This window comes from Microbacterium sp. (assembly GCF_030149085.1).
Taxonomy (GTDB): Bacteria; Actinomycetota; Actinomycetes; order Actinomycetales; family Microbacteriaceae; genus Microbacterium.
The window spans coordinates 1-20,333 of the sequence record NZ_JASBSF010000148.1; the positions used below are offsets into that span (position 1 = coordinate 1).

The following is a 20,333-nucleotide window of genomic DNA, read 5'->3' on the forward strand; positions in this document are numbered from 1 at the left end:
GCCCGGCAGTCCTCGTCGACGGCGTTGTGGTCGGTACCTGGCGCTTCTCGGCGCCTCGAGGTGCGAAGAGCCGGACTCCGGTGGTCGAACTCCTCGAGCCGGTGTCCAAGCGCACGGTCACCCTCATCGACGATGCGCTGAGCGCCTGGCCACACGACTGACGCGACGCTGGCCCCGAACCTCAGAGCAACGGACGGGCGTGCCAGATGCGGTCGAGGTAGTCGCGCATCGAGCGGTCGGATGAGAAGAACCCGCAGCGGGCGATGTTGAGGATCGCCGATCGGGTCCAGGCATCCTGGTCCGCATATGCCAGGTCAACCTGCGCCTGCGCCTCGATGTATGAGGCGTAGTCGGCGAGCACCATGAACCGGTCGTCGTAGAGCAGATTCGACACGATCGGCTCGAAGACCGTGCGGTCACCTCCCGAGAACTCCCCCGACGCAATGAGGTCCATCGCCGCGCGCAGTTGCGGGTCGGCCTGATAGAAGTCGGCCGGCTTGTAGCCCTTCGCCCACAGCGCCTCGACCTCGGGCTCGGTCATGCCGAACAGGAAGAAGTTGTCGTCGCCGACGAGCTGGCGGATCTCGACGTTGGCGCCGTCGTCAGTGCCGATCGTGAGAGCACCGTTGAGGGCGAGCTTCATGTTCCCCGTACCGGAAGCCTCCTTGCCGGCGAGCGAGATCTGCTCCGACAGATCGGCGGCCGGGATGATGCTCTCGGCGAGCGTGACGTTGTAGTTCGGCGGGAAGACGACCTTCAGGCTCCCCTCGACGCGCGGGTCGTTGTTCACGACCGACGCGACCGAGTTGATGAGGTGGATGATGCGCTTGGCCATCGCGTACCCCGGAGCAGCCTTCGCTCCGAAGATGAAGGTCCGGGGCTGGATGTCGGCAGCAGCGACCGTACCCGAGATGATGCGCTCGTATTCGGTGACGATGTGCAGCACCTTGAGCGTCTGGCGCTTGTATTCGTGGAGGCGCTTGACCATGACATCCAGCAGGTGGCTGTCATCAATCGTGACGCCGTCCCGGCGCTGCAGCACATCGCTGAGGTGCCGCTTGTTGGCGGCCTTGACGGCAGCGAACCGCTCACGGAACTCCGGGTCCTCGGCAAGCGCTTCGAGGCCGCGTAGGCGCTCGAGGTCGACAGTCCAGCCGGCGCCGAGCGCTTCGGTGATGAGGCTCGCAAGCGACGGGTTGGCCAACCGGATGAAGCGCCGCGGCGTCACGCCGTTCGTGACGTTCGTGAACTTGTCGGGGTACATCTCGGCGAACTCGTGCAGCACCTTGTCGCGCAGCAGCTGCGAGTGGAGTTCGGCTACACCGTTCACCTTGGCGCCGGCGACGGTGGCGAGGTAGGCCATCCGCACGGAGCGATACGGGTGCTCACCGATGATCGACATGTTGCGGATACGCATCTCGTCATCGCCGTAGCGTTCGCGCACCGCCTCGAGGAACTCCTCGTTGATGCGGTAGATGATCTCGAGGTGTCGCGGCAGGAGCCTGCCGAGGAGGTCGACCGACCAGACTTCGAGGGCTTCAGGCAGAAGCGTGTGGCAGGTGTAGGCGAAACACTTCTGCGTGATCGCCCATGCGTCCTCCCACTCCATCCCCCGTTCATCCACCAGTACGCGCATGAGCTCGGGCACGGCGATGACCGGGTGCGTGTCGTTGAGCTGGAAGATCACGCGGTCGGGGAGGTTGTTCAGGTCGAATCCCTCGAGCAACACGTTGTCGAGGAAGTCATTGATGGATGCCGCGACGAAGAAGTACTGCTGCTGCAGGCGCAGCTCCTTGCCCTGGGGTGTGGAATCCTCGGGGTAGAGCACCTTCGAGATGTTCTCGGCGAAAGTCTGTGCCCGCACCGACTCCTCGTAGTCACCGGAGTTGAAGATGCGGAGGTCAAAGGCGTTGGTGGCAACTGCGCGCCACAGGCGCAGGGTGTTGACGCGACCGTTGTGGTAGCCGGGAACCATCATGTTGTACGGCACTGCGAGCACGTTCCAGTCCGGAATCCACCGTGTGCGGGTGACACCCTTGTCGTCGTAGGTCTCGGTGCGGCCGCCGAACGAGATCGTCTGCGCCGCCTCGGGGTGCGGGAACTCCCACGGCGAACCCATGCGCAGCCAGGCATCCGGCTGCTCGACCTGTTCGCCGTTGACGAAGGTCTGCCGGAAGATGCCGTACTCGTAACGGATGCCGTACCCGATCGTCGGCACGCTCATCGTTGCGAGCGAATCGATGAAGCAGGCAGCCAGGCGCCCGAGACCACCGTTACCCAGCCCCGGTTCGACCTCGACCTCGCGCATGTCGTCCATCGAGATACCGCACTGCGCGAGCGCTTCCGTCGCGATCTCGCCGAGGCGAGCCGCCAGCAGATTGTTGTCGAGCTGCTTGCCCAACAGGTACTCCGCGGAGAGGTAGCAGACGGTCTTAGCCTGCTGCTCGCGCTGTCGTGTCTGGTCCTCGAGCCAGCGGGCCATGAGGTAGTCGCGCACCGTGCCAGCGAGCGCCAGGTACTGGTCATTGGCATCGGATGCCGACAGCGAAACGCCCTGATCGAAGTTCAGGTTCGCGAGGAACTGCTTGACGAATCCGTCTACCGACGCGGGCGGTGCGATGACGGGAGCGAGAGCGAGCGGGTGCGTGGGACGCAGGGTCGCGTCGGAGTTCTGTGTGTCGGGCACGTCACGACGATATCGAGTCCGGCGAGGTGAATCATCTTCATCCACCGATCGCCATACGAGGTTTACACACTCGTCACGAATCAGGCCCGGCACGAGAGCAGAGCGTGCCGATTGCAGGATCAACGCGGCTTTGCGGCGCTTAAGCTGAGCGGATGAAGCCGTTCATCCTGCTGGCGACCCGCGCCGAGGACGGCCCGGCCGATGAAGAGTACGAGCTTTTCCTGCGCTACACCGGTCTCGCGGAGTCCGAGCTGCGACGGGTGCGGCTTGAAGCAGGCCCGATGCCCGAGCTCGACCTCGATGAGCTGTCCGGCATCTTCGTCGGCGGCGGACCGTTCAACGCCTCGGATCCGATCGAGCAGAAGTCCGCCGTGCAGCGGCGCGTCGAGGCAGAGTTCGACGCACTTCTCGACCAGGTCGTCGCACGGGACTTCCCTTTCCTGGGGGCCTGCTACGGCGTTGGCACGGTCGGGGCTCACCAGGGTGCCGTCATCGACCGCACCTACGGCGAGCCGGTCGGTGTCGTCGAGGTGTCACTCACGGATGCCGGAAGAGCCGACCCCCTGCTGGCGGGCATCCCGCCGCGGTTCGATGCCTTCGTCGGACACAAGGAAGCCATGCGTTCGCTGCCCTCGTCGGCGACGTTGCTGGCGTCATCCGCCTCGTGCCCCGTGCAGATGTTCCGGGTGCGCGAAAACATCTACGCGACGCAGTTCCATCCCGAGCTCGACGTGAACGGCATCACCTCCCGCATCCACGCCTACACCGATTACGGGTACTTCGCACCGACCGAGGTGCACGTTCCGCTCGCGGCAGTCCGGGAGCGCGAGGTGCTGCATCCGAGCCGCATGCTGCGCACGTTCGTCGAGCGCTACGCCCGCTGACCCTGCATCTCGCGGGCAGGGCCAGCGGGCGCATATTGGCTCTTCTCGCCGGGCTACCTGATCGGTTGAATGGGTGCCAGCCATCACGAAAGAGGAGAGCGATGCAGGATGCCTCGGTCGTCGTGGTCCCGGGTCTCGGCGGTTCATCAGCCGGCCACTGGCAGTCGATCTGGCAAGCGCAGCATCCGGCATGGGTGCGCAGCGCTCCGGCATCCTGGGACGAACCAGACTTCGACGACTGGGACCGCGCCATCGCCACAGGCGTGCAGTCAGCCGGTGGGCCGGCGGTCCTCGTTGCCCACAGTCTGGGATGTCTCAGCGCAGTGGCGTTCGCGGCACACTCCCCCGAACGCGTGCGCGGTGTCTTTCTCGTCGCTCCGCCGGATCCGGACGCGCCCTCGTTCCCGACCGCGGTGTTGAGCTTCGCGACTGCCACCGCGACCCTTGCTCCCCTGCCGATTCCGACGATGGCGGTGACCAGTACCACTGACCCCTACTGCTCCGCCGACCGCTCCCCCGACATCTGCCGGCGATGGGGTGCGCGCCAGATCGATATCGGCGACGCGGGACACATCAACGTCCTGAGCGGGCATGGTCCGTGGCCCGAGGGACTCGACCTGCTTCGCCGCTTCCTGGGCGACCTCGAGGGCGGACACTGATGACCGCATCGTTCGATCAGCTCACCACGGAGCTCGTGTCGGCGGCGACTGGCCGGGCCGACCTGGTCGCGGCACTGCGCCCACCGCGGGGTCCAGTGACCTTGCCGTCGCCGCTGCCCGTCGACGAACTTGCCGTCGCAGCGGTCGGAACCGCACGGATGAGGTCGGCCGAGTGCGCCAGATGCGCCCGCACCGCCTCTCCTCCCGCGCGCTGCACCTCGGCGAGATAAGCAGCGTGCTCTCGCGCGAGCGAGCCGGCCGGATAGTCGGGTCTGACGTGGGTCAGGAGCAACAGGATCTCGGACTCGAGCTGGCGATGCGCTTGTGCGATCCGCGGACTGTCGGCTGCCTCGACGATCAGCCGGTGCACCTCGGCATGGGCGCGAGTCGTCGCCAGCCAGTCGCCCGATGCCTCCGCCAGCGCGAGCCGGTCGATGGCCTCCGTCACGGGACGAGTTACCGCCTCCGGCCATGACGCGCCATGCGTGGCACTGAGCTGCCGCACCGCTTCTGCCTCGAGCGCGCCCCGCAACTCTTGGAGCGCTTCGACCGCATCATTGTCGAGGTTTGCGACGCGTGCTCCGCGATAGGGCTCGATCGTCACGAGACGTTCGGCCGCAAGCGTCTGCAGCGCAGCGCGCACCGTGTGCCGGGACGCACCGTACCGCTCTGCCACGTGCTCCTCTCGCAGCGGTGCGTCTAGGCCCAGGTCGCCCGACAGGATGCTGGCGCGCAACGTCTCGGCGAGGGCGGCGGCCTGGGTTGGTCCCGGGTCGCTCTCACGCCGGCGCGGAGACATCCGTCTTCTCCTTCCGTGCTCCTGGCAGTGAGAGCACCACGAGTCCCGCGGCGAGCACGACAAGCCCGATCGCCGATGCTACGGTGAGCTGCTCGTGAAGCACCCACACCCCGAGGAGCGTCGCCCCCAGCGGCTCCGCGAGGGTGAGCGTGGCAACCGTGGTCGGAGCGAGTCGCCGCAGGCCCCACCCGAACAGCAGGTACGCGATCGCCGTGGTCACAACACCGAGCCAGAGCGCGAGCGCAAGGCCCGCGGGTGTCAGCAGCCACGCGGGCGAACTTGCCAGCAGAATCGGCAGGCTCACGATCGCTGCCACCCCGAAGACCGTGCCCATCGCGGCCTGGAAGCTCCAGCCGCGATCCATCAGCAGCTTGCTGGCCAGCGCATAGAGTGCGTACGAGGCTCCCGCGGCAAGCGAGGCAAGGATGCCGAGTGGTCCTACCCCCGCCGCGCCGGCTCCGCCCACCACGCCAGATACGAGCACGACACCGACCAGCGCGATGGCCGTGGCAACACCCCACCGCACGTTCGGCATCCGTCGACGAATGAGGGCGTCGAGGATTCCCGTCACGATCGGGGCGGACCCCAAGGCGATGACCGTACCGACGGCCACCCCGTTGAGGCGGGTACCGGCGAAGAACGTCGGCTGATAAGCAAGGACGCCCGTGGCCCCGACCGCCACGATGACCCACGCCGGTGCGCGGCGGGCGGCAGCAACAGCCGACGGCGCTGTGCGCGGCATCCGTGGGCGGGCAGCCAGCGCGATCGCACCGAGAATCCCCCCACCGATGAGAATGCGGGCGGCGCCGACCGAGAGCGGCGATGCATCGACATCGGCGAGCGCCTGCGCCGTTCCCGTCGTCGCGAAACACAGCGCGGCAAGCAACACGGCGATCACTCCGGACACCGGAACATTGTTACACAATGTCCCCCGCTCGGGGGCTAGCGGGTCGCCGGCTGCACCTAGAAACTGGCAGCGCGGGCTACCGGCGACGACGGCGCGTCCGGATCGGAAACCACGGGCAAGACGGTTTCAAAGACGACATCGGCCCCTGACTGCAGGATTCGCGTGTTCGGTCGGCGGGTTCCGATCCCGGATGCTCGTCGCTCGGCAGACGGAAGGGTTCCCGGCGATGCGACCGTGACAACCAGGCGATCATCGCTCGGAACGGCAAGCGAAACGGTGGCCTCCCGCGCTCCCGAGTGCTTGACCGCGTTGACGAAGGCTTCAGTGACCGCCTCGGCGGCCAGCTCATCGGTCTCCTGATCACCCAGCGCCGTAGCGGCAGTGGCCGAGACCGTGTAGGCGATGTCGAGGACCGCTCGCCACGCTGAGATGACGCGACCGAGGGAACCGAGGGGACCGTGCAGCGATCCGCGCTCGACGTCTCGCTCGTTGACCGGCCCTTGCACTCGATAGAAGGCGGCATCCGTTCGCGCACGGAACTGGGCGACCTCACCCACGGTGGGCTGTCGCTCATCGGCCTGTGCGGCAAGGATGACGCACTGACCTTGCACGCCGCCATGCAGGATGCCGACCGCATGGCGCAACGGATCCGATGCCCGAGCGCTCTCGCGTGCCGCGTCTCGCGCCGCACCCGCGAGCAGGTCCTGCGACATCGCCGCCGCGAGGCGCGCCTCGCGCAAGGCGTCAGTACAGACGGACACCGAGATGGCAAGACCCGGCACGGCAACGATGCCGACGTACGCCACCAGGCCGATGTCGGACAACAGCGTCACCGACAGCACGGCGACAGCACAGCCCGCCAGTACCCAGAGGAGCAGGAACAGCACGGGCCGCCAGCGCCCGCCGGGTCGCGGAAGCAACCGGCGGCCAACGAAGCCCGCGGCCAGGTCGATCGCCAACAGACCCATCACCCCGAGAATCCCGACGCTGAGGCCGCCCTGCATGATCGAGAACGGAAGAGTTGCCACCGCATAGACCGCCCCAACCATCAGGAGCGGCGGGTTTGCCAGTCGCTCCGAGATCGTGCGGGGCCGCAGGGCGGATGCCGTCACCGGACCAGGCACCGGAGCCGAGGCATCCGTTGCATCAGCGCGCGCCTCGAGCAGGTGACTCTCGCGCCGCACCTCTTGGGCGTAGGCGCGCACGCTGTCGAAGTCGACGGGGCGAGCCAGCAGCACGTTGCGGGATGCCTGGAGTCTGCGCACCGTCGCGGCGAGCACCTCTCCAACCTCGTCGGCCTGAGCGCGCGCCCTCTCGAGGCTGGCACGCATCGGCGCCAGCGCTCGTTCCAGGCGCGCGTTGATCGCTCGCCGGCGGGCGTATTCCGAGAGCGTGATGCTGACGAGCGAGAACAGCGCAATCCCGGCAACGATGTTCGTGACCACACGCGGGAGGAAGACGCCAGCCGTAGCGACGTCCCACAGCCACCGCGATAGCAGGTCGTTCAGCGGTGTTCGGATGATGCAGATCACCAGCAGCGTCGTCAGGACGGCAGCCCCGCGGGCAGGTCGTGAGCGCCAACGGCGTTCTGCGACCGCCGCCGGCAGGACGAGAATCGCCAGCACGATCCACCCAAGCACACCGACCACCATGGCCTGCAGGTATCCCGTCACCGACGCACTGTTGACCGTCGGCACACCCACGATGGCAGCGAGCACGAAAGAGAGGAACGCGCTCCATCGGTTGTAGAAGGAGCCGTCGGTGACGGCGCGCCACCAGATCTCGGCGACTCCCGTCACCCGCAGACGCTCCCACACCTCGATCACCTTGCCCCAGATTCAGACAACCGTATCCCGCCGCGGGCGAAACGCGTCAGGTGCCTTTGGCCCTACCCCGCGAAAGAGCAGTATCCGCGGCTGTCAGCACGAGGGTTGCAGTCGCGTAAACGACGAGATCCCGCGGGTCGAAGACGGTGCCGAGGACGAGCATCGCCGGAGGGAACGCGTTGCCCGCCGCCAGGGGGACGCCGGTGAGCTGGAACAGCTCGATACCGACACACCACGCGAGCGTGACAGCACCGACGAGGAGCGGATGTCGCCCGGGCATGATCGCGGTAAGGAAGGCATACACGGCAACCGCGTAGAGCGCGTCCCCGGCAATGTCGGTGGCTGCCGTGTCGGGCAGGAAGAGGTGAACGCACAGTCCCGCTGCGATCACCATGAGCAGTACCGCGAATCCCACGACGCGCCGAGTGCGGGTGCGGCTGCGGCGCGTGACATCGGTCATGCCCCTACCGTAGGGCGACGCCTGACACCGTGATCGTCACCCGTACTCCGAGTCGCGGGAGGCGTACTGTCGGAGTATGACCGGTAGCGCCGAGTGGGCTGCTGAGCTGCTCCCTATGCCGACATCGGCGCGGGCGGCCTACCTCTCAGCCCATTCCGGGCTTCCTGGTCCACGCGCGAATCTCGAGCTGGTCGCAGCGTTTGCCCCTCTCGCCGATGAGCCCACCATCGACGCACTCCTGGCGACGGGCGACGAGTACCACGCCATGTGCGCGGCTGCCGCGCTCGGCATGCGAGTCGAGGGCGCGGCATCCGAAAAGCGCGCCCGGGAGCTTGCCGCCGACGCCCGGTGGCGCGTGCGCGAGGGCGTCGCGCTGGGCCTCCAGCTTCTGGGTGACGCCAGGCCCGCGGCGCTGGCATCGATCGTGGATGCGTGGGTCGACCGCGCCCATCCCCTCGTGCAGCGCGCCGCCCTCGCAGCAATCTGCGAGCCGCGCCTGCTGCGGGATCCTCGGATGGCAGAGCTCGCGCTGGACGCCTGTGAGCGCACGACCCAGTACCTCGTGAGTCAGCCGCCTGCGGAGCGGAAGACCCCAGACGTCCGAACCCTGCGACTGGCGCTGGGCTATTGCTGGAGCGTGGCTGTCGCCGCGGATCCGATGCGTGGCCTTCCCGTCTTCGCCGCCCTCGATACCGGCGATCCCGATGTCGCATGGATCGTGACTCAGAACTGCCGCAAGAAGCGCCTCTCACGCCTCCTCGACAGCTGAGACCGGGGCGCCGTTCGCGCCCCAGGGGCGGTCACGCGCTCAGGTGGTTCGCACCGCCCGCAGCACGACATCCTCGACGTGGTGGCCACTCACCGCTCCGGCGGGGCGCGGCCGCGTCTCGTGCACGTCGATCCGCCACCCCTCCGATGCGGCGAGCGCGGCCGCGATCTCGGTGACGCCGGCGTACGCATCCGGGTCGAACATCGGCGTGTGTTCGACAGGGTCGAGCCCCTCGCGCGCCCACGCCGTGTCGTGGGAGACCACCAGCAGCGTGCCGCCGGGAGCCACTGCACCCAGAAGGCTGCGCACTCCCCTGCCGTCGGGAGTGCGGGCGAACGATCCGTATTGCAGCGAGACGAGGTCGAACGTCTCGCCGGCGTAGGGGTGGATGCCGTTGGCATCCACGTGCCATGTGCGCACGGCCAGTCCCCGACGCCGCGCTTCGTGCTCGACGCGGGCGAGTGCGCGGGAGGAAACGTCGGATGCCGTCACACGCCACCCGCGCTCGGCAAGCCAGAGGGCATCGCCGCCCTCGCCCGCCCCGACATCCAGAACAGTTCCCGGGGTGAGTCCGTCGACCTCAGCAACGAGCGTGCCGTTCGGGTTGCCGCTCCAGACCTGCTCGCCGCTGTAGCGACCGTCCCATTCGGTCTCGACGCCCGACGGGCGGGAGCTTGCGGCGAGATCTTCGTCGGCCAGGCTGAACGCGATCTGCGCGCCGACCATACTGCCGTTCGCGGCGGCGGGAAGCACCTGCAGGCTCGGGTCGACGACGTTACCTGCCGCGAAGACGCCGTCCGCGGCCGTTCGGCCCGTGGCATCGGCGATCAGCGCATCACCGAACCCTGTCGCGTGGGGAGTCGCTTCGAGCCCCAGACCGGCGAGCGCTTCGACGCGGGCATGGAACCGCGCGCCGACCAGCACGGCGTCCGCGGCGATTCGCGTGCCGTCGGTGAGGTCGATGCCGAGTGCGCCGTCAGCATCCGTCACCCGTGTCACGGTGCCGGCGATCACCGTGACACCGGATGCCTCAAGTCGGCGCACCGCCTCGGCATCCACCTCGACACCGTCGTGCAGCACGACGGTCAGAGTGTCGGTGAGGTGGCGCATGAGCGGGGTCGGGTGCAACGTGAGCGGGCTCGTGACGATCTGGACGACGCGCTGATCGCGCACCTCCCAGCCGTGACAGAACGGGCAGTGAATCACCGAGCGACCCCACCGTTCGCGCAGGCCGTCGATCTCGGGCAGTTCGTCGGTGATCCCGGATGCCACGAGCACACGACGCGCGAGCAGGGCCCCTCCACCGGAGAGTTCGAGGCGGAACAGATCCCCGTCGCGGTGAACGTCGAGGACGCGCCCCGACAGCACCTCTCCGCCGTAGGAGCGGACTTCCTCCCGGCCGATCGCCCGTAGCTCGGCGGGCGGCGCACCTTCGCGCCCGAGGTAGCTGTGCATGTGCTCGGCCGGTGCGTTTCGCGGTGTGTTGTCGTCGATCACGATCACCGAACGGCGCTGGCGGACGAGCTGGAGTGCGCCGGCAAGGCCGGCAGCCGAGCCGCCGATGACGGCGACATCGCACCGGCGAATCATCGCGGGACCGCGGGTGTGGTGGTGAGACGAGTCGTGGGTGCCCATGCGTCGAGGCTAGACCGGCCTAGCGTATAGTGGATGCCAGCTTGCAATATCCGCAAGAGCAACGGATGCTGGACTCATGACAAGCACGGATGTCGAGACCCTCGCGCGGATGCGATTGCGCAGCATCCGCACCACCCTCGGGTACTCGCTCGATGAGATCGCCGAACGCAGCAACCTCAGTGCGTCAACGATCAGTCGCATCGAGACCGGTAAGCGCGCGCTCAGCATCGACGTTCTTGTGCCGCTCGCCGAAGCCCTCCAGGTGAGCGTCGACGACCTGCTGCGCGCCGAGGATGACGACGATGTCGTCATCCGACCGACTCAGCGCACTGATGGGGCGCGCACGACGTGGGCGCTGAACCGTGTCAACGGCCGCACGATGGCGATGAAGATGCGCCTGGAGCCGGCGCCCGAGATCCCCGCCACGCGGGTGCATCCGGGTTTCGACTGGTTCCTCGTGCTCGAGGGGCGGGTTCTGCTGCAGCTCGGCGAACGGCGCATCGAAGTTGCGCAGGGAGAGGCTGCAGAGTTCTCGACCATGACTCCCCATGCCATCAGCGCGATCGATGAGCCCGCCGAACTCGTGATGATCTTCGACCGCGAGGGTCAGCGCGCGCACCTGCATCGGTGACGTCGCGGTGAGGTTCCCGCTCACCCGGGCGCGGATGCCGAATCGCGCCAAACCGACGGAGCGACTAGCGTCACACCTATGGCTTCTTCCCTCGAGAACGTAACCGACGAGGTAGAGCCTCCTCGATCCGAACCCGCTTTCGCTGAGCTCGGTCTCAACGACGCGGTCATGAAGGCGCTCAAGGATGTCGGCTACGAGACGCCATCCGCCATCCAGGCCGCTACCATCCCTCCCCTGCTGTCAGGACGCGACGTCGTCGGACTCGCCCAGACCGGCACGGGAAAGACCGCTGCATTCGCGCTGCCGATCCTCTCTCGACTCGATCTGTCGCAGAAGACCCCGCAGGCGCTCGTGCTCGCCCCCACTCGTGAACTCGCCCTGCAGGTCTGCGAGGCCTTCGAAAAGTACGCATCGCACCTGCGCGGCGTGCACGTGCTGCCCGTGTACGGCGGACAGGGCTATGGTCAGCAACTCTCCGCTCTGCGCCGCGGCGTCCACATCGTGGTCGGCACCCCCGGCCGCATCATGGACCATCTCGACAAGGGCACACTCGACCTGTCGGAGCTGAAGTACCTCGTGCTCGACGAGGCCGACGAGATGCTGAAGATGGGCTTCGCCGAGGATGTCGAGACGATCCTCGCCGACACCCCGAGCACCAAGCAGGTGGCCCTCTTCTCGGCGACGATGCCCGCGCAGATCCGGCGCATCTCGGCGCAGTACCTCAAGGATCCCGAAGAGATCACGGTCAAGACCAAGACCACCACCTCGGCCAATATTTCGCAGCGGTACCTGGTGGTGTCGTACCCGCAGAAGGTCGATGCACTCACCCGCATCCTCGAGGTCGAGAACTTCGAGGGCATGATTGTCTTCACGCGCACGAAGAACGAGACCGAGACCCTCGCCGAGAAGCTGCGCGCCCGCGGATACACGGCAGCCGCGATCAGCGGCGATGTCGCGCAGGCGCAGCGCGAGCGCACCGTCAATCAGCTCAAGAGCGGCAAGCTCGACATCCTGGTGGCAACGGATGTCGCGGCCCGCGGCCTCGACGTCGACCGCATCAGCCACGTCGTGAACTACGACCTGCCGATCGACACCGAGTCATACGTCCACCGCGTCGGGCGAACGGGACGAGCCGGTCGCACGGGAGCTGCGATCAGCTTCGTCACCCCGCGCGAAAGACGCATGCTGACCTCGATCGAGAAGGCCACCCGGCAGCCGCTGACCGAAATGAAGCTGCCGAGCGTCGACGACGTCAACGCGACGCGACTCACGCGCTTCGACGACGCCATCACGGCGGCGCTCGCAGACCCCGAGCAGATCAGTATCTTCCGCGACATCGTCGCGCACTACGTCGAGCACCACGATGTTCCCGAAGCGGACGTCGCAGCGGCGCTCGCGATCGTCGCGCAGGGCGATACGCCCCTACTGCTCGAGCCGGATGCCGCGCCCGAGCCGCGCTTGGCGCGCGACACGCAGGACCGACCCGAGCGTGGCGGACGTGACCGCAACGACCGCTCCGATCGCGGCCCCCGTGGCGGTGGGCGCGCGCGAACGACCTACCGAATCTCCGTTGGCCGGCGCCACAAGGTTGAGCCGCGCCAGATCGTTGGAGCCCTCGCGAACGAGGGTGGTCTTCGCCGCGAGGACTTCGGCGCAATCCAGATCCGCCCTGACTTCTCCCTCGTCGAGCTGCCGGCGGATCTCTCGCGTGACACGCTGAAGCGCCTCGAGAACACGCGCATCAGCGGCAAGCTCATCGAACTCAAGCCTGACCGGTTCGGTTCGTCGGCTAAGCGCGAAGACCGCCCGACCCGCCGCTGAACCGCTGCGGAGGGAGTGCCCGTCGTTTCGACGACGTCTCAGCTGTCGCGCACGTTCTTGTTCGCCCCAAGCGAACCTGTGAGGCCCACATCTTCGGGGCGTACCGTCAGGTCATGACGACACAGACACGAACGAGCGGCCTCGACGCCGCAACGCTGGGCCTCGGATCGGTGCTGGTGGCTTCGTTGCCTGCGGCGTTGATGACCGACGAGGCCCCTGACCGCTACACGGTAGAAGCGGTGTTCACCCGTCGCCCCGAACGCGACGAAGTGACGCAGATCCTCGGCAGCGGGACGCGGGATTTTCTCGCGAGAGCGGGATATCCGACGGTCGAGGTGATGGTCTCGGATCGTCGGCTGGAGATCGCGAACACGAATCTCGAGGAGCTGCGAGATGGCCTTGCCGGCGTGCTCGCGGATCGGCTCGCTGAGATCGGCGAGGAGCTCCGTGCCGAGAGGGCGGTAGCCGCCGCGCGCTTTGAGGAAGCGGCAGCGAGCGAGCAGAGCCGCGCGGCTGCCGTAGCAGCACTCGCGGAGTCCGTGACGTTCCGACGCACCGGCATTGCGAATGCCCCGCACAGCTCCGCCATCGACAACACGGATCTGGATGCGAGCTACCGGGCGCAGATCGATGAGTGGAGCGACGAGGGCGGTCACGCGCGAACACGCTCGTGACGCCGGGATGCCGGTGGACTGAGCACACCCCGCTCGGCGGACCGACATGGTGCTGAGGGTCGGGATGCTGGCCCCGGTCGCCTGGCGGACGCCACCCGAGCACTACGGCCCGTGGGAACGCGTCACGAGCCTCCTCACGGAGGGCCTGGTGCGACGAGGCGTTGCGGTGACGCTGTTCGCGACAGCCGACTCGGTGACCGAGGCGGAACTCGATGCGGTGGTTCCGCACGGCTATGAGGGCGATCGGCTGATGGACGGCCGTGTCTGGGAAGCGCTTCACGTCGCGCATGCGATCGAGCGGTCGGGAGAGGTCGACATCGTCCACAACCAGATGGACTGGTTGCCCCTCGCGTTCAGCTCGCTGTGGGATGTGCCCCTGGTCACCACGATTCACGGATTCTCGGGGGCGGGCATCCTGCCCGCCTACGAGGCGTCATCCAGCGCGTTGGTCTCGATTTCCGACAGCGATCGTTCCCCGGCACTGGATTACGTCGCGACTGTGCACCACGGCGTCGATGCCGCAGAGCTGCCGCTGGTGGTCACCCCCGACGACTACCTCGTGTCGTTCGGGCGAATCCACCCCGACAAGGGAACGGCGCAGGCGATCGAGATCGCCTGGCGCGCGGGACGTCGGTTGGTGGTCTGCGGCATCATCCATGACCGCGAGTACTTCGCCTCCCAGGCGGAGCCCTATCTGGACGGCGACTGCGTCACGTTCCGAGGCTCCGTCGGCGCCGATGAGCGCGCCCAGGTTCTCGGGAATGCCGCGGCATTGCTGCACCCGATCGACTTCGACGAACCGTTCGGGCTGTCGGTCGTCGAGGCAATGCTCTGCGGAACTCCCGTGGTCGCCTATCGCCGCGGGTCGATGCCAGAGATCATCGATGAGGGTGTCACGGGCCGCACCGTCACGACCATCGGGCAGGCCGTGGCCGCCGTCGATGAGGTCACCGTGCTGGATCGCCGCCGCATCCATGAGCGAGCCGCGCTCCGCTTCGGTGTCGAACGGATGGTCGATGACTATCTCCGGGTGTACGAGCAGGTGCTGGCTCGACACGCGCGGACAGCTCACAGGCGGTGGGCGTAGGATCAGGTCACAGCGCCCGGAAGGTTCCCCGTTCGGGCGTGAACCGGATCACGCCACCATCGCCGCGATCCCACGAGGGATGCCGCCGGCAGACGTCTCGCCGCCGCCCGAAGACATCGCCCTTCGGGCCCACCGAGGAGCGTCGTCGTGACCCACTTTGGATTCCTGAGCACCTATCCGCCCACTCGCTGCGGCCTGGCGACGTTCACTGAGGCTCTCGCTGATGCGCTGACTGTCAGCCCGATGGACGATGCCGTCATCGTGCGCGTGCTCGACGCTCCTGATCTCACGCGAGCCCGTGACGCGTACCGATCGCCGCATCTGAGCGCGGAGCTCATCGGCGGCGGCAGTGGAGCCGCCGCCGTGGCAGCTCTCAGCGCCTGCGAGGTTGCGATCGTCCAGCACGAATACGGCATCTACGGCGGCGAAGACGGCGACGAGATCATCGCCGTGCTCGCGGCCGTGACCACCCCGACCATCGTCGTGTTGCACACGGTGCTCCCCGCGCCGACCGAACACCAACGCGCGGTCCTGACGCAGGTATGCGCCCACGCATCCGTGACCGTCGTGATGACGGATGCCGCCCGCGAAACCCTCATCGAGCACTACACCGTCGACAGCTCGCTCGTCCACGTCATCCCCCACGGCGTGGCGAGCATCGCCGTGGGGACGGTCGCGCCGCACGCCCGCAAGCGCGTTCTCACCTGGGGGTTGATCTCACCCGGTAAAGGCATCGAATGGGGCATCCGGGCCACTGCCCGACTCATCGCCCCTGACCAGTCCCCTGACGTGGAGTATGTCGTTGCCGGACAGACCCACCCGAAGGTTCTCGCTCAGGACGGCGAGAGCTATCGCGCCGAGCTCACACGCCTGGTTGAAGAACTGGGTGTCGAATCCTCAGTGCACCTGGACGGCCGTTATCTCGAGCGTGACGAGCTAGCCGCGCTGCTGGCAGCATCCGATGTCGTGCTCCTGCCCTATGACTCCCGCGACCAGGCAACCTCGGGTGTCCTCGCAGAAGCAGTAGCCGCCGGCATCCCTGTCGTCGCCACCGGCTTTCCCCACGCGGTCGAACTGCTCTCGGGTGGCGCGGGCATCGTGGTCGCGCACGAGGACCCGGAGGCCATCGCCGCAGCGTTGCACACGATCCTGACCGGAGACACCGTCGCGCGCCGCATGCGGGATGCAGCGCTCAGTGACGCTGCCGACATGAGCTGGCCTGCGGTCGCCGAGCAGTACCGACTCCTCGCTGCCGGCATCGGCGCGACGGCCGCCGCCTGATGGCTACGTCGGCACGATTCGGGCATCTGCGCGCACTCACCGACGCGCGCGGGGTCTTCGAGCACGCCCTGCTGGACATTCCACGCCGCGAACACGGATACTGCGTCGATGACGTCGCCCGCGCACTCATCGTGGTTGTGCGCGACCCCGATCACGACGACCTGCGGCAACTGAGTGAGATTTATCTGAGTTTTCTCGAGAGTGCGCTCGGGGCGGACGGCCTCACGCACAACCGGATGAACGAGTACGGCGAGTGGACCGACCAACCCGGCATGGGCGATTGGTGGGGTCGGCTCATCTGGGCTCTGGGCACCGCCGCAGCTCGTGCACCCTGGGCATCCGTGCGCGCCCGTTCGCTGGACGCCTTCCACCGAGCCGCACAGCAGCACTCCTCACACCTGCGCACCGTCGCCTACGCGGCGCTCGGCGCCGGCGAGGTTGCATCGATCCGCCCGCACGATGAAGCGGCCGAGCGCCTGCTGCGTGCACTGGTCCTCGCCGTACCGGCTCGCGCCGAGAACGGCTGGGCGTGGCCGGAAGCCCGTCTCTCCTACGGCAACGCATCCATTGCCGACGCACTCATCACTGCCGGCGCGGCGCTGCGCGATCGCGCGGCGATGGACCGCGGATTGGAGCTGCTCGGCTTTCTTCTGGAGGGCGAGACATCCGGTGATCGGCTCTCGGTGACCGGAGTCGGCGGACGCGCTGACGGGGAGGTGGGTCCGTTCTTCGATCAGCAACCGATCGAGGTCGCCGCCCTGGTCGACGCCTGCGCGCACGCCTACGAACAGACGAGCGACGTGAGGTGGCACAGGGGTATCGACCTGGGCTGGCAGTGGTTCCTCGGCGACAACGACAGCGGGATCCCCATGGTCGACGCGGCGACGGGAGCGGGCTTCGATGGACTCGAACGCGGCGGACGCAACGAGAACCGTGGCGCGGAGTCGACGCTGGCGGCGCTCAGCACGTACCAGCAGGCACATCGCCTGGGAGTGGGAAGCCGCGCATGATGCTCGTCCGCACGCACGACGCGGAACTCCATGCCGAGGCGGACCGCGTGATCGGACAGCTGTTTCTTCCCGGAGAAGAGTCGGCGGCAACGCATTCCCGAGCGACGGAAATCGTTGCGCGAGTGCTTGCGATCGACGACGACGACGTCGAGGCCGCCGTCGCCGGCCTCATGAAGGACTTCAGCGCGCGCCATCCCGATCTCGGGGCGATGTTCCTGGCACACGCGGACGCGGTGAGCTCACGACTCACAGGCCCTATCGAGCTCAGCCACTCCCGTCGGCTCCTCCTCGGTGCGAGCTTCACGGCGGAGTTCGCGCTCGAGGGCGCTGCGCTGTGCAATCCCAGTGCCGTGGAGCATCCTGACCAGAGCGGCCTCGAACCCGGGCAGCTGCGCGTCGCGATCGCCCTCCGCGCGATCGGAGAGGGTCACCTGTCCTCCATCGGATTCGCCGAGGCCGTCATCGGCCCGGGGCGTACCTGGACCTTCCAGGACCGCCGGAAGCCTCCCTGGCGCGCGCAGGTGCGAGACGGAGACTGGAGCCTCGGGCACTTCCGGGCGATTGCGGAGCACGAGGGCATCCTCAATGAAACCTCTCACGTGATCCTGCGCGAGCTGCCGCCGCGATTCTCGGCGGCGGATCTGAACGTCGCCGTTGCCTCACTGCCCACCGAGCTCTCTTCACGCCCCGGCAGCCGTGGACAGATCGAGGCGTTGCGCGCCATCGCGGCATCCGCCTATCACGCGAGCTTCCCCGTCGAATCGGAGCTGAGCCAACGAGTCCTTACCCCCGTTGCGGCCGAAGAGCATCGCGGCATGGAGGATGCCCGGTTCGTGCGGGTGGTCGACGTCGAGGGAAGCGTCGAGTACCGTGCCACCTACACCGCGTATGACGGGCGCGACATCGCTCCTCGCCTCATCGTGACTCCCGACCTTCGCGACTTCACGATTCACCGGCTGGCAGGCAATGCCGCCCACAACAAGGGCATGGCGCTGTTCCCGCGCCGGATCGGCGACAAGCACCTCGCCCTGTGCCGCACGGGTGGTGAGAACATCTCCCTCGCCGAATCCGAGGATGGCGTCGTCTGGACTCTTACCGGGACGGTGCACGAACCACGCGAGGTCTGGGAGATCGTGCAGACCGGCAACTGCGGGGCGCCGCTGGAAACCGAGCACGGATGGCTCGTCCTCACCCACGGCGTGGGGCCGATGCGCACCTACGTCCTGGGCGCGCTCTTGCTGGACCTACAAGACCCAAGCCGCGTGATCGGCCACACCTCGTTGCCGATCCTCGAGCCTCGTCCCGGGCACAGCGACGGCTACGTGCCCAACGTCGTGTATTCGTGCGGCGGCCTGATCCACGAGGGAGTGCTGTGGATCCCGATCGGCATCGCCGACGCGCGCATCGGCGTGTGCTCCATCGGGGTCGCGGAGTTGCTCGCGGCGATGACCAGCTGAGCACCCCCATGGCGGACACGCGCCAGCGTTCGTCCTTCCCGGAGCGGGTACGGCTCCTCCGCAACGATCTGGAGCACCGATGGAGCGCACGGTCACGAGCACCCTGGTGCTGGAGGTCACGGAGCCGGCTCACCTCGTCTTCACGATCGCGGCGGCAGGTGTCTACCCGGCGATCACCGAGCGCTTCGACGCGACAGTCAACGGCACACCCGTTCCCGTCGTGGAGCTGGCGGATGCGCACCGGACGCGGCTGCACCGGCTACACGTGGGGTCGGGTGAACTCGTTGTGCACTACGAAGCGACGATTCAGGGTGCCGGCGCGGCGTTGGGAGCCAGCGAAGTCGAGCTGCTGAGGCATCTTCGTCCGAGTCGGTACTGCGAATCGGACGAGCTCGCTGCCACGGCGGCAGCTGAGTTTGCGGGACTCGATGATCCCGGCGAGCTGCTGCTGGGCGTGTCGTCGTGGGTCGGCACGCACCTGCAGTATGTTCCCGGTTCGTCCTCTCCCACCGACGGCGCCGTCAATACTCTTCTCGCCCGAAGAGGCGTATGCCGGGACTATGCGCATCTGTGTGTCGCGCTCCTTCGAGCTCGGGGCGTTCCCGCCCGGGTCGCTGCGGTCTATGCGCCAGGCCTGATGCCGATGGATTTCCACGCGGTTGCCGAAGCGTGGGTCGATGGCGCGTGGCGGGCAGTGGACGCAACAACGCTCGCGCCCCGATCAACCCTCGTCAGGATCGCGACGGGGAGGGATGCCGCCGACACGGCGTTCCTCAATGTCATCGCCGGGCGCGCCCGCCTGGTCAGCACCCAGGTCACGGCGATTGTCGACGAGATCCCCGGAGACGACCTCAACGAGCTCGTTTCCATCGCGTGAGAGCGCCGGCCCACAGGACGGCCTGACCGAGTTGGCAGGAATCCGCAGGAGGACGACGCGCCTCCACACACAGCGGGTGAGCGCCCGCTGAGAAAATCAATCGTGCGCATCGCCGACTTCCCCGTCCCCACGACGCCGGCAGCACGCGGCGCACTCGAGCTCGCGCAGCAGTACCAATCCACGGCGATGACGTCCCATGCGTTACGTTCCTGGCTCTGGGCCGAGGCATTTGCACGAGTCGACGGCGTATCAGAGATCGACCATGAACTGCTCTACGTGGCCGCCGTCCTGCACGACATCGGCACGGTGACCGAGTTCGACAACCACACGATCTCCTACGAGCACGCGGGCGGACATGTGGGCGTCGCCCTCACCGCCGGCGCCGGCTGGGATGAGGCTCGGCGCACACGGGTACTCGAGGTCATCGTGCGCCACAACTGGCCGCGGGTCGACTCAGCGATGGATGCGGAGGGATACCTTCTGGAGATCGCGACGGGCCTCGATATCTCGGGGGCCAGGCCGGATGCTGTTCCCGAATCCTTCCGACGCGAAGTGCTCACCGCATACCCGCGCGGAGCGCTCGCCGCCGAGTTCGGCGCCTGCGTGATCGAGCAGGCGGCCCGCAAGCCCGAGACTGCCGCCCGACGACTCCTCGACGGGGGGATCATTACCAAGCTCGCTGAGAACCCCCTGGAACGCCTCATGTGAGGCGGTCGTGCGCGGACTGACACTGCACATGAGCCACAGTGAGGGCTTAGCCTCGATCCACCGATGAAGGTTGGGCGGGCGGCGGGATCGTGATCGAGTTGCGCTGACCACGTCTGGGCAGGGGTGTGCTCCGGGCGTCGCATCCCGGTCGTCCACTGGGTC

18 protein-coding genes are annotated in these 20,333 nt (G+C 67.5%); 12 read left to right on the forward strand and 6 right to left on the reverse strand.

Annotation, left to right across the window (positions count from 1 at the left end; translation table 11 throughout):
- Positions 1-181 precede the first annotated feature (181 nt).
- Complete coding sequence (locus Q1V87_RS06030) at positions 182-2,686, reverse strand: glycogen/starch/alpha-glucan phosphorylase (protein ID WP_300591272.1); 2,505 nt, start codon at positions 2,684-2,686, stop codon at positions 182-184.
- A 152-nt stretch (positions 2,687-2,838) separates the two neighbouring features.
- On the opposite strand from Q1V87_RS06030, the gene Q1V87_RS06035 reads away from it, so the two are divergent.
- Both Q1V87_RS06035 and Q1V87_RS06040 read left to right on the forward strand, forming a co-directional pair.
- Positions 2,839-3,570: a glutamine amidotransferase gene (locus Q1V87_RS06035; RefSeq protein WP_300591273.1), complete on the forward strand. Its 732-nt coding sequence runs from the start codon at positions 2,839-2,841 to the stop codon at positions 3,568-3,570.
- A gap of 101 nt (positions 3,571-3,671) precedes the next feature.
- Complete coding sequence (locus Q1V87_RS06040) at positions 3,672-4,229, forward strand: alpha/beta fold hydrolase (protein ID WP_300591274.1); 558 nt, start codon at positions 3,672-3,674, stop codon at positions 4,227-4,229.
- A 16-nt stretch (positions 4,230-4,245) separates the two neighbouring features.
- Here Q1V87_RS06040 and Q1V87_RS06045 read toward each other — a convergent pair whose 3' ends face one another.
- Genes Q1V87_RS06045 through Q1V87_RS06060 form a run of 4 tightly spaced genes read right to left on the reverse strand, consistent with a single transcriptional unit; the run spans position 4,246 to position 8,221 of the window.
- On the reverse strand, positions 4,246-5,028 hold the full coding sequence (locus Q1V87_RS06045) for a GntR family transcriptional regulator (protein ID WP_300591275.1): 783 nt from the start codon (positions 5,026-5,028) through the stop codon (positions 4,246-4,248).
- Positions 5,009-5,935, reverse strand: a complete 927-nt coding sequence (locus Q1V87_RS06050) for an EamA family transporter (protein ID WP_300591276.1) — start codon at positions 5,933-5,935, stop codon at positions 5,009-5,011. The genes Q1V87_RS06045 and Q1V87_RS06050 overlap by 20 nt, the downstream gene beginning before the upstream one ends.
- 56 nt (positions 5,936-5,991) lie before the next feature.
- On the reverse strand, positions 5,992-7,761 hold the full coding sequence (locus Q1V87_RS06055) for a hypothetical protein (RefSeq protein ID WP_300591277.1): 1,770 nt from the start codon (positions 7,759-7,761) through the stop codon (positions 5,992-5,994).
- A 46-nt stretch (positions 7,762-7,807) separates the two neighbouring features.
- Positions 7,808-8,221 carry a DUF2809 domain-containing protein gene (locus tag Q1V87_RS06060; RefSeq protein ID WP_300591278.1) on the reverse strand — a complete coding sequence of 138 codons (414 nt, stop codon included), beginning with the start codon at positions 8,219-8,221 and terminating at the stop codon, positions 7,808-7,810.
- Between the two features lie 76 nt (positions 8,222-8,297).
- Between Q1V87_RS06060 and Q1V87_RS06065 the strand changes: the two genes are divergently transcribed.
- Positions 8,298-8,990, forward strand: coding sequence for a HEAT repeat domain-containing protein (locus Q1V87_RS06065; protein ID WP_300591279.1), 693 nt, complete (start codon positions 8,298-8,300; stop codon positions 8,988-8,990).
- Positions 8,991-9,029: 39 nt separating this feature from the next.
- On the opposite strand, the gene Q1V87_RS06070 is transcribed toward Q1V87_RS06065, so the two are convergent.
- Positions 9,030-10,625: a bifunctional NAD(P)/FAD-dependent oxidoreductase/class I SAM-dependent methyltransferase gene (locus tag Q1V87_RS06070; RefSeq protein ID WP_300591280.1), complete on the reverse strand. Its 1,596-nt coding sequence runs from the start codon at positions 10,623-10,625 to the stop codon at positions 9,030-9,032.
- A 76-nt stretch (positions 10,626-10,701) separates the two neighbouring features.
- On the opposite strand from Q1V87_RS06070, the gene Q1V87_RS06075 reads away from it, so the two are divergent.
- The 9 genes from Q1V87_RS06075 to Q1V87_RS06115 all read left to right on the forward strand — a co-directional run bounded on the left by Q1V87_RS06075 (position 10,702) and on the right by Q1V87_RS06115 (position 20,171).
- A complete protein-coding gene (locus tag Q1V87_RS06075; RefSeq protein WP_300591281.1) occupies positions 10,702-11,256 on the forward strand; it encodes a helix-turn-helix domain-containing protein in 555 nt (184 codons plus the stop codon).
- Positions 11,257-11,334: 78 nt separating this feature from the next.
- Positions 11,335-13,077, forward strand: coding sequence for a DEAD/DEAH box helicase (locus Q1V87_RS06080; RefSeq protein ID WP_300591282.1), 1,743 nt, complete (start codon positions 11,335-11,337; stop codon positions 13,075-13,077).
- A 113-nt stretch (positions 13,078-13,190) separates the two neighbouring features.
- A complete protein-coding gene (locus Q1V87_RS06085) occupies positions 13,191-13,751 on the forward strand; it encodes a hypothetical protein (RefSeq protein ID WP_300591283.1) in 561 nt (186 codons plus the stop codon).
- 46 nt (positions 13,752-13,797) lie between these two features.
- Entirely contained in the window at positions 13,798-14,838 is a 1,041-nt protein-coding gene (locus tag Q1V87_RS06090; RefSeq protein ID WP_300591285.1) for a glycosyltransferase family 4 protein, read from the forward strand.
- 147 nt (positions 14,839-14,985) lie between these two features.
- Positions 14,986-16,119, forward strand: a complete 1,134-nt coding sequence (locus Q1V87_RS06095; RefSeq protein ID WP_300591286.1) for a glycosyltransferase — start codon at positions 14,986-14,988, stop codon at positions 16,117-16,119.
- Positions 16,119-17,129 (forward strand): glycosyltransferase, encoded by a 1,011-nt coding sequence (locus tag Q1V87_RS06100; RefSeq protein WP_300591287.1) that lies wholly within the window; start codon positions 16,119-16,121, stop codon positions 17,127-17,129. Before Q1V87_RS06095 ends, Q1V87_RS06100 begins: the two co-directional genes overlap by 1 nt.
- Positions 17,126-18,586, forward strand: coding sequence for a glycosylase (locus Q1V87_RS06105; RefSeq protein ID WP_300591288.1), 1,461 nt, complete (start codon positions 17,126-17,128; stop codon positions 18,584-18,586). Before Q1V87_RS06100 ends, Q1V87_RS06105 begins: the two co-directional genes overlap by 4 nt.
- A gap of 79 nt (positions 18,587-18,665) precedes the next feature.
- Positions 18,666-19,463 (forward strand): transglutaminase family protein, encoded by a 798-nt coding sequence (locus tag Q1V87_RS06110; RefSeq protein ID WP_300591289.1) that lies wholly within the window; start codon positions 18,666-18,668, stop codon positions 19,461-19,463.
- Positions 19,464-19,565: 102 nt separating this feature from the next.
- Complete coding sequence (locus Q1V87_RS06115) at positions 19,566-20,171, forward strand: HD domain-containing protein (RefSeq protein WP_300591290.1); 606 nt, start codon at positions 19,566-19,568, stop codon at positions 20,169-20,171.
- Positions 20,172-20,333: the final 162 nt, after the last annotated feature.

What these genes read in the sequence shown, in the direction of transcription:
- Q1V87_RS06105 (WP_300591288.1), top strand. Translation starts at nt 17,126, where the DNA reads ATGATGCTCGTCCGCACGCACGACGCGGAACTCCATGCCGAGGCGGAC.
- Q1V87_RS06045 (WP_300591275.1), bottom strand. Translation starts at nt 5,028, where the DNA reads ATGTCTCCGCGCCGGCGTGAGAGCGACCCGGGACCAACCCAGGCCGCC.
- Q1V87_RS06080 (WP_300591282.1), top strand. Translation starts at nt 11,335, where the DNA reads ATGGCTTCTTCCCTCGAGAACGTAACCGACGAGGTAGAGCCTCCTCGA.
- Q1V87_RS06110 (WP_300591289.1), top strand. Translation starts at nt 18,666, where the DNA reads ATGGAGCGCACGGTCACGAGCACCCTGGTGCTGGAGGTCACGGAGCCG.
- Q1V87_RS06035 (WP_300591273.1), top strand. Translation starts at nt 2,839, where the DNA reads ATGAAGCCGTTCATCCTGCTGGCGACCCGCGCCGAGGACGGCCCGGCC.
- Q1V87_RS06085 (WP_300591283.1), top strand. Translation starts at nt 13,191, where the DNA reads ATGACGACACAGACACGAACGAGCGGCCTCGACGCCGCAACGCTGGGC.
- Q1V87_RS06100 (WP_300591287.1), top strand. Translation starts at nt 16,119, where the DNA reads ATGGCTACGTCGGCACGATTCGGGCATCTGCGCGCACTCACCGACGCG.
- Q1V87_RS06040 (WP_300591274.1), top strand. Translation starts at nt 3,672, where the DNA reads ATGCAGGATGCCTCGGTCGTCGTGGTCCCGGGTCTCGGCGGTTCATCA.
- Q1V87_RS06065 (WP_300591279.1), top strand. Translation starts at nt 8,298, where the DNA reads ATGACCGGTAGCGCCGAGTGGGCTGCTGAGCTGCTCCCTATGCCGACA.
- Q1V87_RS06070 (WP_300591280.1), bottom strand. Translation starts at nt 10,625, where the DNA reads ATGGGCACCCACGACTCGTCTCACCACCACACCCGCGGTCCCGCGATG.
- Q1V87_RS06075 (WP_300591281.1), top strand. Translation starts at nt 10,702, where the DNA reads ATGACAAGCACGGATGTCGAGACCCTCGCGCGGATGCGATTGCGCAGC.
- Q1V87_RS06090 (WP_300591285.1), top strand. Translation starts at nt 13,798, where the DNA reads ATGGTGCTGAGGGTCGGGATGCTGGCCCCGGTCGCCTGGCGGACGCCA.
- Q1V87_RS06060 (WP_300591278.1), bottom strand. Translation starts at nt 8,221, where the DNA reads ATGACCGATGTCACGCGCCGCAGCCGCACCCGCACTCGGCGCGTCGTG.